General features: G+C 49.4%; 14 protein-coding genes. 10 read left to right on the top strand and 4 right to left on the bottom strand.

Translation table 11 applies throughout. The features are described 5' to 3' along the window. Positions 1–163: 163 nt before the first annotated feature. The 8 genes from I0P70_RS00130 (at position 164) to I0P70_RS00095 (ending at position 7,240) form a co-directional block, all read left to right on the top strand. Complete coding sequence (locus tag I0P70_RS00130) at positions 164–673, top strand: phosphoribosyltransferase family protein (RefSeq protein WP_196114235.1); 510 nt, start codon at positions 164–166, stop codon at positions 671–673. 51 nt (positions 674–724) lie between these two features. Then, the gene (locus I0P70_RS00125) at positions 725–1,063 is read left to right on the top strand and encodes a hypothetical protein (protein WP_196114234.1); all 339 of its coding nucleotides are present in this window, start codon (positions 725–727) and stop codon (positions 1,061–1,063) included. Positions 1,064–1,171: 108 nt separating this feature from the next. Then, positions 1,172–1,750, top strand: coding sequence for a non-canonical purine NTP diphosphatase (locus I0P70_RS00120; RefSeq protein WP_196114233.1), 579 nt, complete (start codon positions 1,172–1,174; stop codon positions 1,748–1,750). Between the two features lie 85 nt (positions 1,751–1,835). Beyond that, positions 1,836–2,453, top strand: a complete 618-nt coding sequence (gene udk / locus I0P70_RS00115) for a uridine kinase (RefSeq protein WP_196114232.1) — start codon at positions 1,836–1,838, stop codon at positions 2,451–2,453. Then, positions 2,453–3,145 carry a TrkA family potassium uptake protein gene (locus I0P70_RS00110; protein ID WP_007652125.1) on the top strand — a complete coding sequence of 231 codons (693 nt, stop codon included), beginning with the start codon at positions 2,453–2,455 and terminating at the stop codon, positions 3,143–3,145. Before udk ends, I0P70_RS00110 begins: the two co-directional genes overlap by 1 nt. Before the next feature lie 43 nt (positions 3,146–3,188). Continuing rightward, positions 3,189–3,560: an RNA methyltransferase gene (locus I0P70_RS00105; RefSeq protein ID WP_230391898.1), complete on the top strand. Its 372-nt coding sequence runs from the start codon at positions 3,189–3,191 to the stop codon at positions 3,558–3,560. A 170-nt stretch (positions 3,561–3,730) separates the two neighbouring features. Continuing rightward, complete coding sequence (gene secDF / locus I0P70_RS00100) at positions 3,731–6,751, top strand: protein translocase subunit SecDF (protein ID WP_196114231.1); 3,021 nt, start codon at positions 3,731–3,733, stop codon at positions 6,749–6,751. Between the two features lie 87 nt (positions 6,752–6,838). Continuing rightward, on the top strand, positions 6,839–7,240 hold the full coding sequence (locus I0P70_RS00095; protein ID WP_196114230.1) for a hypothetical protein: 402 nt from the start codon (positions 6,839–6,841) through the stop codon (positions 7,238–7,240). A 151-nt stretch (positions 7,241–7,391) separates the two neighbouring features. On the opposite strand, the gene I0P70_RS00090 is transcribed toward I0P70_RS00095, so the two are convergent. Further along, positions 7,392–8,006 (bottom strand): NifU family protein, encoded by a 615-nt coding sequence (locus I0P70_RS00090; protein WP_196114229.1) that lies wholly within the window; start codon positions 8,004–8,006, stop codon positions 7,392–7,394. 263 nt (positions 8,007–8,269) lie between these two features. Here I0P70_RS00090 and I0P70_RS00085 point away from each other — a divergent pair, with 263 nt between their 5' ends. After that, entirely contained in the window at positions 8,270–9,661 is a 1,392-nt protein-coding gene (locus I0P70_RS00085) for a sodium:proton antiporter (RefSeq protein ID WP_196114228.1), read from the top strand. Between the two features lie 86 nt (positions 9,662–9,747). Here the strand turns inward: I0P70_RS00085 and aroC are convergent, their stop codons facing one another. Together aroC and I0P70_RS00075 are read right to left on the bottom strand one after the other, a co-directional pair. Further along, positions 9,748–10,827 (bottom strand): chorismate synthase, encoded by a 1,080-nt coding sequence (aroC, locus tag I0P70_RS00080; RefSeq protein ID WP_196114227.1) that lies wholly within the window; start codon positions 10,825–10,827, stop codon positions 9,748–9,750. Further along, positions 10,824–12,263, bottom strand: coding sequence for a BatD family protein (locus I0P70_RS00075; RefSeq protein WP_196114226.1), 1,440 nt, complete (start codon positions 12,261–12,263; stop codon positions 10,824–10,826). Before I0P70_RS00075 ends, aroC begins: the two co-directional genes overlap by 4 nt. Positions 12,264–12,553: 290 nt before the next feature. Here I0P70_RS00075 and I0P70_RS21255 point away from each other — a divergent pair, with 290 nt between their 5' ends. Then, positions 12,554–12,745 (top strand): hypothetical protein, encoded by a 192-nt coding sequence (locus I0P70_RS21255; RefSeq protein WP_007653987.1) that lies wholly within the window; start codon positions 12,554–12,556, stop codon positions 12,743–12,745. Here the strand turns inward: I0P70_RS21255 and queG are convergent. After that, positions 12,736–13,683, bottom strand: coding sequence for a tRNA epoxyqueuosine(34) reductase QueG (queG, locus tag I0P70_RS00070; RefSeq protein ID WP_230391897.1), 948 nt, complete (start codon positions 13,681–13,683; stop codon positions 12,736–12,738). The genes I0P70_RS21255 and queG overlap by 10 nt on opposite strands. Positions 13,684–13,860: the final 177 nt, after the last annotated feature.

Here is a 13,860-nt window from a genome sequence, read left to right as displayed (position 1 = left end):
ATTAACCTTAATTTCTGAATCGGACTGCAAATTTAATAAGTATTTTTGAAATTAAAACGCTACTAACCAAATTATTTTACTCATTTACTCAGGTATGCAGTTGCTATCGATAATTATATAAATTTGTCTCAGGCACAGCGCCATACATTACACCGATACCCACATGACACACCCACAGCAAAACCTGATACTCGACCAGGGCCAGATCCAGCAAAAGATCACCCGCATGGCTTATGAGGTATACGAGCAGAACTTTGAGGAACAGACCCTTGTGCTGGCAGGCATACACCGCAACGGCTATACCCTGGCAGGCATGCTGGCACAGGAACTGGAGAAGATTTCGCCTATCAAGGTAACGCTCCTGCAAGTCACACTCGACAAAACAGCTCCGCTACAAACACCGGTTGCCATCAGCCCGGAGGGAACTGCGCTCCAGAATGCCGTCGTGATTATTGTGGATGATGTGCTGAACACAGGCAAAACACTGGCCTATACCTTAAACGCCCTGCTGCCGCACAATCCCAAAAAAGTGGAGATCGCGACGCTGGTGAACCGTCACCATACCCTATTCCCGGTATCGTCTACCTATACCGGTTACTCGCTGGCCACTACCCTGCGGGAGCGTGTGGATGTGGTGCTCCAGGAAAATGAAATAGCAGCGTACCTACATTAAAAATATTCCAGCGCCTTCTACAAAAGAAGGTGAAAACTCTAAACTGAAGCTATGCAGTTAAACAAAGAAGAAGTGGGCTTTATTGGCAAATGGGCCAAAGTGAAAGAAGGCGGTCAATGGCGCTACATTATCACACGCGGTTTGCTGTGGGGAGTGCTGGTAGGTATCTTTTCGAAACTCTTCCAGGCATGGGATGCGCTAGAGGCCTGGGACACCGCAGCACTTGCCGAAGCCTATACCTCTTCTGACTTCTTTATCAGACTTTTGATCTACAGTACGATCGGTCTGGGCATACATGCTTACCACTGGAACGCCAATACCAAAAGGTATAACCAGCTCAAAAACATGGAACGCCGCTCACAAACTGTCACTGCTTCCGCTAAAGACTGATTTTAGGCTAAAGCTAATCCTACAATATCTCAGCACGTAATACTCAACTTGGCTAAGGAGATGCATATTGCAATCCTGCCAATCCTTAAATCCTGAGAATCCTGATCAATGAAAGAACTTTGCTTCGCCACCAACAATAAAAACAAAGTAGCCGAGGTGAGCCAAATGCTCGAAGGCAAGTACAAACTGCTCACGCTCGAGGACATTGGCTGCCACGAGGAGCTGGCCGAGGACCAGGATACGCTGGAAGGCAACTCCCGCCAGAAGGCACAATACGTATGGGAGAAGTATAAAGTGAACTGCTTCGCTGACGACACCGGATTAGAAGTAGACGCTATCTGCGGCGAGCCAGGCGTATACTCTGCCCGCTATGCCGGTCCGCAGCGCAACGACGTCGACAATATCCGCCACCTGCTCAAGAACCTGGAGGGCCACGACGTCCGCCGTGCCCGCTTCCGCACTTCCATCACGCTATACCTGGATGGGCAGGAGCATCAGTTCGAAGGCACCGTGAACGGTCAGATTACCACCGAATGGAAAGGGAATAAGGGTTTTGGCTACGACCCGGTGTTTGTACCGGAGGGTTATGACCGTACTTTCGCAGAGATGACACCAGAGGAGAAAAACGCCATCAGTCATCGTGGCGAGGCCATCCGGAAGCTGGTGGAATTTTTGAAAGCACAATAGCGTTGGGGAGGTAAAATAATTAGCACAGGCTGTAGCCACATTGGCCTTAAAAGACTAATTTTGTAGCCTGATACCATAACTTCCAATGCAAAAGCCATTCATCGTCGGAATTACAGGAGGTAGTGCTTCAGGGAAAACCACTTTTTTGAATAGACTACTTGCTTCTTTCTCGCCTGAGAATATTTGTCTGATCTCTCAGGATAACTATTACAAAGACCGCGAGCACCAGACCCGCGACCTCAACGGGGTTGTCAACTTCGACCTCCCTTCCTGCATCGACGACGACGCTTATGCACAGGACATCCTGCAGCTGAGCCGTGGCGAAAGCGTTTTCCGCAAAGAATATACCTTCAACAACCCCAATGTGGTACCGAAGCAGCTGGAGTTCAAACCAGCGTCGATCGTGGTGGTAGAGGGTATTTTTGTTTTCTATTTTGAGGAGATCGCCAAACTGCTCGACCTAAAGGTATACATCGACGCCAAAGAGTACATCAAGCTGCAGCGTCGCATCGTGCGCGACAAAGTGGAGCGCGGCTATGACCTGGACGATGTGCTGTACCGCTATACCCACCATGTGGCGCCTACTTACGAGAAGTACATCAAGCCTTACAAGAACGACGCAGACATCATCATCCCGAACAACGAGAATTTCGACCGCGGGCTGGATGTGCTGACCACATACCTTAACTCCAAGATAAAATAATGCGACACAAGTTCGTAGTAATCGGCCTCGGTATCTTCGGCAACTCCATTGCCCGCACACTCGCTGAACGCGGCGCAGAAGTGCTCGCCATCGATAATGACGAAGACCACGTGGAAGCCATTAAGGACGAAGTGGCTTACGCCGTTGCCCTTGACGCCACTGACATCCGTGCCCTCGAAGCACAGAACGTGCAGGACATGGATGCGGCCATCGTGGCTATCGGCGAGGACTTCGAGGCCCTGCTGATTACTACAGCTAACTTGCAGGAGCTGAACATCAAGCGTGTGATCACACGTGCTTCGAACAAGCAGCAGCGTCGTATTCTGGAGAAAATGGGCGTGCAGGAGATCCTTTCGCCGGAAGGCGAGGTTGGTAAAACCGTGGCCGAGCGACTGTTGCAGCCAAACATCCGCACCTTCCTGCCGCTGCCTGACAACTACGAAATTGTGGAGATCAATACCCCGCGTGGCATTGCCAACAAGAGCCTGGCGAAGATATCGCTACGTGAGAAGTACAACCTCAACATGATCACGATTAAGCGCTTCTTTGAGGAGATCCAGGACGGTAAACCGACGCAGGTGGAGCACATCATCGGTGTTCCGAAGGCCGACACCATTATCTATCCTTCTGACATTCTGATTCTTATCGGAAAGAAGCACGATATCAAACGATTTATTGATATAAACCGCTAACAGGTTTTATTTTTCAACGAAAGCTTTTACATTTGCTTTCTATATGCCAAACGCAAACGCTATACTTCCTCACTTCCGTCATCTTTTGATGACCGTAACCCTGCTTTGGGCGCTTATGCTCAATGGCCAGGAAGTGGTGGCGTATACCTACACGGCGCAAGGCACTCCTGTTAAGTCGGCCTCCCAACTGGCCACGGCTCCGCAGGAAAAAACGGTTATCAAGCAAAAGGTTACGCTGGAGGCTACAACTTCCTTCGTAGTGCTCAATCTGGAGCAGGATGCGCTGAAGCCCACTCCTGTACCAGCCTTTGCTATACCTACTGATGAAGCGCTGCCTGCTTATGCAGCCAGAGCGCCTGGAGTTGGCTTTGTAGCCCGCTTCCTCCCTATTTCCATTCAACCCAACGCTCCCTAAGCGAACCCTTTCCCCACAGGCCCTCCCATGGTCCTGTCCCGTTGCGCATACCTTTTTCTCAGGTATAGCGGAACAGCATCACAGCATTTATTGGTTATTAGAAGATAGCACCGCTGTGATTATCAGAGCATTATCATTATTTCAACTATACTTTATTTATCAACCAACCCATGCGGAATAAGAATTTTATTATCGTTATGACCTTGATAGTATCGGCGCTTTGCCTGTACTACCTGTCATTCTCGTTCGTTGCCCGCAGTGTGCAGAAAGACGCTGAGGCCTACGCCACAGACGCACAAGGCAACGTAGACCACGCCCAACAGCAGTCATACCTTGATTCGGTGTGGAGAGAGCCTGTTTACAACTTCCTTGGTGCTGAGTATACCTATCAGGAGGTAAAAGAAAACGAACTGGGCCTTGGCCTTGACCTTCGTGGCGGTATGCACGTGGTTTTGGAAGTGTCTCCTATCGAGATCATCAAGTCTATGTCTGGCAACAGCAAAGACCCTAACTTCCTCAAAGCCCTTGCCCGTGCGCAGGAAATGCAGCGCAACAGCCAGGAGAAATTCACTTCCCTGTTCGCTGAAGCCTTCAGAGAAATTGAGCCAGACGGTCGTCTGAGCCGCATCTTCTCTAACACAGCCAACCGTGGCAAGATCAGCTACGAGTCCAGCAACGCTGATGTAATCAACGCGATTGATACGGAAGTTGAAGATGCCATTGAGCGTTCATTCAACATCCTGCGTACGCGTGTGGATAAATTCGGTGTGAGCCAGCCAAACATCCAGCGCCTTGGCAACAGCGGTCGTATCCAGATCGAATTGCCAGGTATCGACAACCCGGATCGTGTGCGCAAGCTCCTGCAGGGTATGGCCAACCTGGAGTTCTGGGAAGTATGGACGCCTGAAGAAGTTTCTCCTTACTTCACACAGCTGAGTGAACACCTGAACGCTGAAGAGAAAGCTGGTCGTCTGAACATCGGCCGTTCTTCAACAGCCCGCACACAGTCTTCAGCTACTACGCCAGCTACCGTACAGGATGCTGCTGCTGACGATGTACTGGCACAAGCTGCCGCTACCTCTAACGACACTGCCGCTGCTGCTTCTACCGACACAACAGCCCTTGCTTCTGCCGCACAGACTGACTCTGCTGATGCACTTCAGTCACTTCAGGAAGAGCAAATGGGTGTAATGGGCCGTCTGTTCACGATGATGCCAGGTGGTATCGGTGCTAATGTGCGCGACACTGCCAAAATCAACGAAATCTTCAACAGACCTGATGTTCGTTCTATCTTCCCTCCTAACATGAAGTTCCTGTGGGGTGTGAAGCCACTTGTGGGTGACAACCGTCAGGAATTCGTAGAGTTCTACGCTGTGAAGAAAGGCCGTGATGGCAAAGCACCTATGACAGGTGATGCCGTGAACGATGCCCGTCAGGACTTCGACCAGAACGGTCGTCCGGAGATCAACATGACCATGACACCTGCTGGTAGCAAGCGTTGGGCTAAGCTGACAGGCGACAACGTAGGCCGTCAAGTGGCGATCGTACTTGATAACTATGTATACTCTGCGCCAGTAGTGCAGGGCGAGATTACAGGTGGTAACTCTTCTATCACTGGTAACTTTACGATTGAAGAAGCAAAAGACCTTGCCAACATCCTGAAGGCCGGTAAGATGCCAGCTCCTACCCGTATCGTGGAAGAAGCCATCGTAGGTCCTTCACTGGGTCAGGAAGCTATCAACCAAGGTCTGATCTCTACAATCGCTGGTCTGATCATGGTAGTTATCTTCATGATCGCTTACTACAGCCGTGGCGGTTTCATTGCTGACCTTGCCCTGTTGTTCAACGTATTCTTCATCCTGGGTGTGCTTGCTCAGTTTGGTGCAGCACTTACATTGCCTGGTATCGCCGGTATCGTACTGACACTGGGTATGGCCGTGGATGCGAACGTACTGATATTTGAGCGTATGCGTGAAGAGTCACTCAAAGGTCTCAGCATGCGTGAAGTGATCAACAAAGGTTATGACAAAGCTTTCTCGACTATCTTGGATGCGAACGTAACAACCTTCATTGTAGGCTTTATCCTATACTTCTTCGGTTCTGGTCCTGTGAAAGGCTTTGCGATCACCCTGATGATCGGTATCGTAACTTCCTTCTTTACTTCTGTATTCATTTCAAGAATCCTGGTAGAGCGTGTGTTCAAGAAGAGCGGTAAACTGTCATTCGGTACTGCCCTTTCAGCTAACATGTTCCGCAACGTGAAGTTCGATGTGATGAAGTTCAGAAAGCCAGCTTATGCTTTCTCACTTGCTGTGATCGTGTTTGGCTTCGTGGCCATGTACATCAATGGTGGCCCTAACCTGGGTGTTGACTTCAAAGGTGGTCGTTCTTATGTTGTAAACTTCGACCAAGCTATTGCAGCTCCGGATGTTCGTTCAGCCCTGTTGGATGACTTTGAGTCTGCTGGTACAGAAGTGAAGACATTCGGTGCTTCTAACCGTGTGAAGATCACAACCAGCTGGTTGGCAGATGATGAAAGCATTCAGGCTGACGAGCGTGTGAAAGCTGCTCTGATGCAGGGTCTGGAGCAATACAGCAACCAGAATCCGGAAATCCTGAGCTCATCTAAGGTAGGTGCTACTATGGCTGACGACATCCAGAAAACAGCTCTTGTGGCCGTATTGCTGGCGCTTGTAGGTATCTTTATCTACGTGATGCTGCGTTTCAGCAAGTGGCAGTTCTCACTGGGTGGTGTGGTTGCCTTGCTGCACGACGCCCTGATGATCATCGCCGTGTTCTCTATCTTCGACCTATTTGGCGTATCTTACGAAATGGACCAGGTGTTCATTGCAGCGGTACTGACGATCATCGGTTTCTCTATTAATGATACCGTGGTAATCTTTGACCGTGTGCGTGAGTACATGCACGACAACCCGAACAAGCCGCTGCGTGACATCGTGAACCCAGCCCTGATCAGCACATTCAGCCGTACGATCATTACCTCACTTACCCTGTTTGTAGTGGTGGTGATCCTGTTCATCTTCGGTGGTGAAGTACTGAGAGGCTTCTCGTTCGCCATGATCATCGGCGTACTGGCTGGTACCTACTCTTCCCTGTTCATCGCGACGCCAATCGTGGTGGATACGGTGAAAGAGAAAGTAACGCCAGCTGTATCTGCTAAAGTAGCATAAGCCAAGCTTAGCCTATAAACAGAAAACTCCCGCCTCTGCAAAGGGGTGGGAGTTTTTTTGTTCTGGCGTTCTGGTTAATTTAACACCATGAAGCATTTTAGTATAAGCTACAGCGACAATTGGCGGTCTTTTCCTATGGCATATTGGGTGCATATAGAGCAGGACGGCATGCCTTGGTATGCTGCTCAAGCTTTCGATCCGCCAGCGCCCCAGAAAAACGCAAACGGTATGTACAAAATCTATCACATAGAAGTTGATGGGTTTACTTTTGTGTTTTCATCGGTCGAGCAGCTTGACCATTGCATCGATATCCTTTCGATGAAATTGTTGCCTACCACTACAGCATTAAGCGAGAAAAGGCCTGGCCACATGGGGCCTAACTCACATTGGCTGAGCAGGCTGCCAGCACACGTGAAACCGTGGTCCTATCGACAAAAAGCAGTTAAATACCTTTCCAAAATCAAAGACGAATTAAAGCACACAAAATGATGCGTTATACTTAGAAACGAGCACCCGACTGCCTGTAAAGATGAAGCAGCAGAACTAATCATGCTATATGCGTTATGATACGATCACAAAATATAAAGGCCGGCTCCCTTAACAGAGAGCCGGCCTTTATATTTTATAGTGCAGGGCTTGCTTAGATCGTCACACCGTCAGCCACTACTTCCTGTACTTCAGGAACCATGCGCTTCAGCAGGTTCTCAATACCAGCCTTCAGTGTAACAGTGGCAGATGGACAACCGCTGCAAGAACCTTGCAGGTGTACAGTTACCACACCGTCTTTGTAGGACTTGAAGGAGATGTTACCACCATCCTGCTCTACAGCCGGACGCACATAGTTTTCCAGCAGGTCAGTTACTTTCTTCGCGATTGCAGCATCGTCATCAGACACCTCTCCGTTTGATTCAGTGCTTGTGGCTGGCTTGTTTGCCTGGAAACCTTCAACGAAGATCGGGCCACCTGCCTCTACATACGACTTCAGGAAGGTGCGCAGCTCAGGTATAAGCTTCACCCACTCGATGTTAGCGGCTTTGGTTACTGTCACGAAGTTGCTGGCGATGAACACACGAGACACATAATCAAAATTGAAGAGCTCTTGTGCCAAAGGTGAATCAGCAGCGCTCTCTAAATTAGGATAGTCCACGCTCTGGCCGTCTGGCAGAAGGCCTACGTTCATCACAAACTTCATGGACTCGGGGTTCGGGTTAGCTTCGGCATATACCGAAACTGTCTTTTCTTTATTATCTAACATGGATATCAGCGTTTTATGTTAAAACTTAGGCCTGCGCCTTAAAGTTTCCAAAATTACTCAATTATTCTGACAAGTGATAGTGCCTCGCAAAGGCGCACAGCTCACAAAACAACAAGACACTTGTACATTTCTTGTCTATAGAGCAGGTATCGTGCCGCATTAGCGATGTCTATACAACAATTTGGTTAGCTATTTAGCCCAGAAAATGTAACTTTGTGACGCAGTTAAATTTTTGTCCCGACTAAACACACAGCACGTTTAACATGCTTTACAACTACATTCTGCTGGCGCAAGCGCAGCATGCCGTTCCTGGTTTTCTGATTATCCCTTTCCTGCTCCTGATCGGACTTATTGCAAGTGGTCCTATCTTTTTCGGGCACTTTTGGGAACACAACTATAAGAAAATAGCCGTTACACTTGGTCTGACCGTGTTGGCTTACTACCTGTTTGTGCTAGGCGATGTACACATGCCTGCCCATACCCTGGCCGAATATTTTACATTCGCTGTACTGCTTAGCTCCCTTTACATTGCGGCTGGCGGTATATACCTGAATGTGAATGCCAAAGCAACGCCACTCATAAACGTGGCGCTGGTAGCCGTAGGTGCTGTTTTAGCCAACTTCATTGGTACCACAGGAGCTTCCCTACTTCTGATTCGTCCGTTCATGCGCCTCAACGCGCACCGACTCAAGCCTTACCAGATCGTATTCTTTATCTTTATTGTGAGTAACGCGGGTGGTCTGTTGACGCCGCTTGGTGATCCGCCGCTGTTCATTGGCTTCATCAAAGGCGTACCGTTCTTCTGGACACTACAGCACCTGTTTATTCCGTGGGTAATCTCTATTATCCTGCTTTGCACACTGTTCTATTTTGTGGATAGCCGCAACAAAGGAGATGAAATCGTAGCTCACCTCGACACACCAGAGCCAAGCACAGGCAAAACAGAATTCAGCTTCACAGGTCGTCGTAACCTGTTCTGGCTGGCTATCATTATCGGTGCCGTATTCCTGGACCCGAACGTGATCGATGCTCTGCCACACATCTACTACGACGGCAACAAGTTCTCTTACATCCGTGAGATAATCCAGCTATCAGCTGCCTTCATGTGCTTCCGTTTCTCAAGCAAAGAAGCCCTGGCAGGTAACCAGTTCAACTTCCATCCTATTCTGGAAGTAGTGTTCCTGTTCTTCGGTATCTTCTTTACTATGATGCCAGCTCTGCAGCTTTCAGCCGAGATTGCCTCGTCGCCTGCTTACGCTAACTTCATCACTCCAAACTTCTTGTACTGGGCAACGGGCTCACTATCTGGCTTCCTGGATAATGCCCCAACTTATGCCAACTTCCTTTCACTGGCTATGGCCAAGTTTGACCTGGCTCAGAACAACGTAGAGGATGTTAGGCAGTTTGCCGCCGGTACTTCTGCCGCAGGTATGGAAACATTGATTCAGCTCGAAGCCATCTCGTTAGCAGCCGTACTTTTCGGTGCCTTCACTTACATTGGTAACGGACCTAACTTCATGGTAAAAGCGATTGCGGAAAGTGCCGGTGTGAAAATGCCATCATTCTTCGCTTACATCCTGCGTTACTCTATTCCATTCCTGCTTCCAATCTTCCTGCTGGTTTGGTTCCTGGTGGTGCACCTGAGACTGTTCTAAACCGAGAGGTATAGCTATAATAGAAGAGCCGCTCCTTTATGAAGGGAGCGGCTCTTTTTAATTTCAGTGACGAGTATAAAAGAACGCTACAACTTATTCACCCGCTGCCTCAACAGAAAATCAGCCAGCACGAGCGCAGCCATTGCATCTACGATCGGCACGGCCCGTGGCAGCACGCAGGGGTCATGACGGCCTTTGCCTTGCAGGGTGATCTCCTCACCGGCATCGTTAATGGTTTGCTGCGGCTTCAGGATGGTTGCCACTGGTTTGAAGGCTACATTGAAATAGATATCCTGTCCATTGCTGATGCCCCCCTGTATACCTCCTGAGTGGTTGGTACGGGTACGCACATTGCCTTCTTCGTCGGTATAGAACTGGTCGTTGTGTTCCGAGCCGCGCAGCTTCACACCTTCAAAGCCACTGCCGTACTCAAAGCCTTTTACAGCATTGATGCTCAGCATGGCCTTGCCCAATTCGGCGTGCAACTTATCGAATACTGGCTCTCCTAAGCCTGATGGCACACTCTGTACCACGCAGCTCACTACGCCGCCAATGGTATCCAGATTATCGCGTGCATCTTCTATCAGGCCAATCATGCGGGCTGCAATTTTCCCATCAGGGCAGCGCACCTTATTGCTGTCGATCTGCGACAAATCCAGCTTTGTATAGTGCTTGCGGAGCTTTACATGGCCCACCTGCGACACATAGGAGCGCACCGTGATGCCATAATGCTGCAGGAGTTTAGCGGCCAAAGCACCGGCCGCCACACGTGCCACGGTTTCACGGGCAGAGCTGCGGCCACCGCCCCGGTGGTCGCGCAGGCCATACTTGGCAGTATAGGTATAGTCGGCATGTGATGGCCGGAATGCCTGCGCCACATGCGAGTAATCGTGGCTTGCCTGGTCCTTGTTGCCTACCACCATCGCAATAGGCGTGCCTGTGGTACGACCTCCAAACACGCCTGAAAGTATAGTTACCTTATCTTCTTCTTTGCGGGGTGTGGTGATGTCTGACTGGCCTGGCCGACGGCGGTCAAGGGCAGCCTGTATCTCGTCTGTGGTTATCTCCAGACCTGCCGGACAGCCGTCCACGATCACGCCCACTGCTGGGCCGTGGGACTCCCCGAAGGTGGTTATTCTGAAAATCTTGCCGTATGTGTTGCTCATTTGGTTTTGCGGTATTTTAAGAAGATAAACCCTGACACAGCCAAAAGCACCAGCAGAATGATGTTGGTATAGCGCTTAATGGCCTCATCCTGGTAAATGCTAACCAGTGTATGGTCTTCGTTTTCGATGATCTTGTAAAAAGGCCCCAGGTCGCGGGCCAGCACCATGGTACCAGCATCGGCTATACCTGTTACCGTCACACTCAGCTCAGATCGCAGTGTATCGTAGGTAGCAGTCACCGGATTGAAGTAAATCCACTGAAAGTCGCCGGCCAGATTATAAGTGCCAGGCACACGACCCAGCACCGAATAGCTAAAACGCTTCATACCCTGCACACGTCCGGCACGCAACGTAATATCCTGCTGCAGATCGGGCGGATAGAAGTCTAACGTCCCTGTGGTAGTAGGGCTTGGAGGCATGATCGCAGCCAGATTGCCTTCCCCTTCCAGCTCAAACATGTACCTAAAGCTTTTGTTCAGCGGCACTGACTTGCTTGACAGCCCTTCGCGCAACGTATATTCTCCCACAGGTACTACATCGCGCAGCGGGTGCGGCGGCAGTTCTTTGACAGGTATGATGCGCTCACGGGCAAAGAAGGTCTTGTACCCTTCAAGGCGATCTTCCAGCAGGGTAGGATTGACGGCCACTTTGTATTTGAGCATGCGCAATGAAAGCTTCGGGAAATGCAGCGGCTCAGTTGTGAGCGGGTATAGCACGGCTTCGTATAGCCTGAAGCGTAGGTATGGCTTTCCCTGCACGATCACCTGCTCAGGAGTCACCTCGTCTATTTCAAACACCTCCTCCCAGGCATTGGGCTGTTTCAGTTGGCGAAGTATACCCGTTATCTGGTTGCCAAAATCATGGAAATCAAGCAGCCGTTGATCTTCCTCTGCCAGGTAGAAGTAGAGCACTATGTTCAGGCCCTCGCCCACGTATACCTCTTTCTTGTCGGTATAAAGCGTGAGAAAGGCATTGTCCTCCTGATCTACATACTCCTGGGGCTGCTCTTCTCCCTGCTCCGGCTGCTGTGGAATCACCAGGTCAGGCCCCTGCGGACTGACAGCAGCCATTGGCCCCACTTTGATCTTCATGCCGGGAGATTGCAAAGCTTGTCCATTCACGGTCATGTGAAACGGCTTTAGTTCGTAGTCGCCTTCGGCCAGGGCTGCGTAGTTCTGGGTAATGGTGAGCACGGTGGTGGTTTTACCTCCTGCTATGACCGTTTTGGTGGACGAGAAGCGATTACTTTTTTTGAATCCTTCGATCTCCGGAAAAGGCGAGTAGTCTTTTAGTTGCTGATCCTGCAGTCTGATGGAAACCGTGAAGTAGGTGTTGATCGGCAGTGGACTTTTCCCCAACTCAATACGGGCCTGCTGCGCAAAGGCAGGCACCAATACCGACAGGTATAACAGCACAAGTAGGAAAGTAAGGCGCATAATTCAGGTATAATAGCAAATTTACAAATTCTTGTCGCTATCCACCGGAATATTATTGTCCAATTCTTAGCGCCCCTCCAATTTTTTGCACCTTTCCCTGATTCCCCATTTCTGTGAAATACGAGCCTTTTATGAACGTTCTATTAGTAGCTAAGTGATAGAAATCGTCAGTGCATTATCATTCAAGATCAGCTGATTAACTAAAAATTCTACAAATTAATCAAAACTGAATCAACTTTTTAGACTAATTTCGTATATCAGATTAGAATACCGAATTACCATATACAAAAATGCTGGAGTACGTTAAAACGATCTTGTTGAAGGTAAGCTTTGACAGAAAGCTGTTTGAAAAAGAACTGAGAAAAGCCTTCAAGGTTTTGATCCCAGAGGAGCTAAAACAGCTGAAACAATGGTGCTATGAAAAGTTTTCGGAGATGTATCTCTTTGTGTTGAACAAGGTTTTCTCCAGAGCTCAGGTCTGAGAACCGGGGCCTTGCTCCACAAAGCGGATATTGCGCAATAGGCCATTGTAACCTGTTCGTTTCACAGCTGATTTCTTGAACAGCTGCGCAAAGACTTCCTGCGTGATTTCCTCCCAGTCCGACTTTTTCATTTCCTTGAGCTGCGGGTGCGGCTCAAAGGCAGGCTCCTGGTGTGGCTTGCTAAACCGGTTCCAGGGACAAACGTCCTGGCAGATGTCGCATCCAAATATCCAGTTTCCAAACTTCCCGTTCATCTCCTGTGGCAATTGGTCTTTCAGTTCAATGGTGAAGTAAGAGATGCACTTACTCCCGTCTACCACATAAGGCGCCACGATCGCATCAGTCGGGCAGGCATCCAGGCAGCGGGTGCAGGAACCGCAATAGTCTTTGATGGGACCGTCGTATTCCAATTCCAGATCGATGATCAATTCGGCGATGAAGTAGAAACTGCCCACCTGTGGTGTGATCAGGTTCGAGTTCTTGCCAACCCAACCCAGTCCGCTTTTCTTAGCCCAGGCCTTATCGAGCACCGGGGCCGAGTCTACGAAGCAACGACCGCCTACCTCTCCTACCTCCTCGTTGATATAGTTTAGCAGCGTCTTCAGCTTGTCTTTGATCACAAAGTGGTAATCAGTGCCGTAGGCGTACTTTGATACTTTATAAGTATCTTCCTCAGACTGCTGATTTTCTTTCTCCGGGTAGTAGTTAAGCAGTAGCGACACCACCGATTTGGCTCCCTCTACCAACAAGCGCGGGTCCAATCGCTTATCGAAGTGGTTCTCCATGTAGTGCATCTGCCCGTGCATGTTCTGCTTCAGCCAGTTCTCCAACCGTGGAGCCTCCTCTTCCAGAAAATCAGCCTTGGAAACGCCGCAGTACATAAAGCCCAGTTCCTGTGCTTTCTGCTTGATGAGGTATGTGTATTGTGCTTTGTTCAAAATATGCGTGTCGCTCAGGTATAGCTATACCTGGAGAAGAACAAATTTACGGAGAAATAAATCCGATTCCCTTCTATTTTGCCGAGCTCACTATGCCTTTTGCTTTTATGCTGCCCTAATCGCCCGCTTTTGGACAGTGCTGTACTATTTTGAACATACTGAGCAGACGTGCTGACA

It is taken from the genome of Pontibacter sp. FD36 (genome assembly GCF_015686655.1).
GTDB lineage: Bacteria > Bacteroidota > Bacteroidia > Cytophagales > Hymenobacteraceae > Pontibacter.
The sequence above is the reverse complement of the archived record's forward strand: the minus strand, read 5'-3'. Positions and strand labels throughout refer to the sequence as shown.

Coding starts and splice junctions, on each gene's coding strand:
- I0P70_RS00130 (WP_196114235.1), top strand. CDS start 164: ATGACACACCCACAGCAAAACCTGATACTCGACCAGGGCCAGATCCAG.
- I0P70_RS00125 (WP_196114234.1), top strand. CDS start 725: ATGCAGTTAAACAAAGAAGAAGTGGGCTTTATTGGCAAATGGGCCAAA.
- I0P70_RS00120 (WP_196114233.1), top strand. CDS start 1,172: ATGAAAGAACTTTGCTTCGCCACCAACAATAAAAACAAAGTAGCCGAG.
- udk (WP_196114232.1), top strand. CDS start 1,836: ATGCAAAAGCCATTCATCGTCGGAATTACAGGAGGTAGTGCTTCAGGG.
- I0P70_RS00110 (WP_007652125.1), top strand. CDS start 2,453: ATGCGACACAAGTTCGTAGTAATCGGCCTCGGTATCTTCGGCAACTCC.
- I0P70_RS00105 (WP_230391898.1), top strand. CDS start 3,189: ATGCCAAACGCAAACGCTATACTTCCTCACTTCCGTCATCTTTTGATG.
- secDF (WP_196114231.1), top strand. CDS start 3,731: ATGCGGAATAAGAATTTTATTATCGTTATGACCTTGATAGTATCGGCG.
- I0P70_RS00095 (WP_196114230.1), top strand. CDS start 6,839: ATGAAGCATTTTAGTATAAGCTACAGCGACAATTGGCGGTCTTTTCCT.
- I0P70_RS00090 (WP_196114229.1), bottom strand. CDS start 8,006: ATGTTAGATAATAAAGAAAAGACAGTTTCGGTATATGCCGAAGCTAAC.
- I0P70_RS00085 (WP_196114228.1), top strand. CDS start 8,270: ATGCTTTACAACTACATTCTGCTGGCGCAAGCGCAGCATGCCGTTCCT.
- aroC (WP_196114227.1), bottom strand. CDS start 10,827: ATGAGCAACACATACGGCAAGATTTTCAGAATAACCACCTTCGGGGAG.
- I0P70_RS00075 (WP_196114226.1), bottom strand. CDS start 12,263: ATGCGCCTTACTTTCCTACTTGTGCTGTTATACCTGTCGGTATTGGTG.
- I0P70_RS21255 (WP_007653987.1), top strand. CDS start 12,554: ATGCTGGAGTACGTTAAAACGATCTTGTTGAAGGTAAGCTTTGACAGA.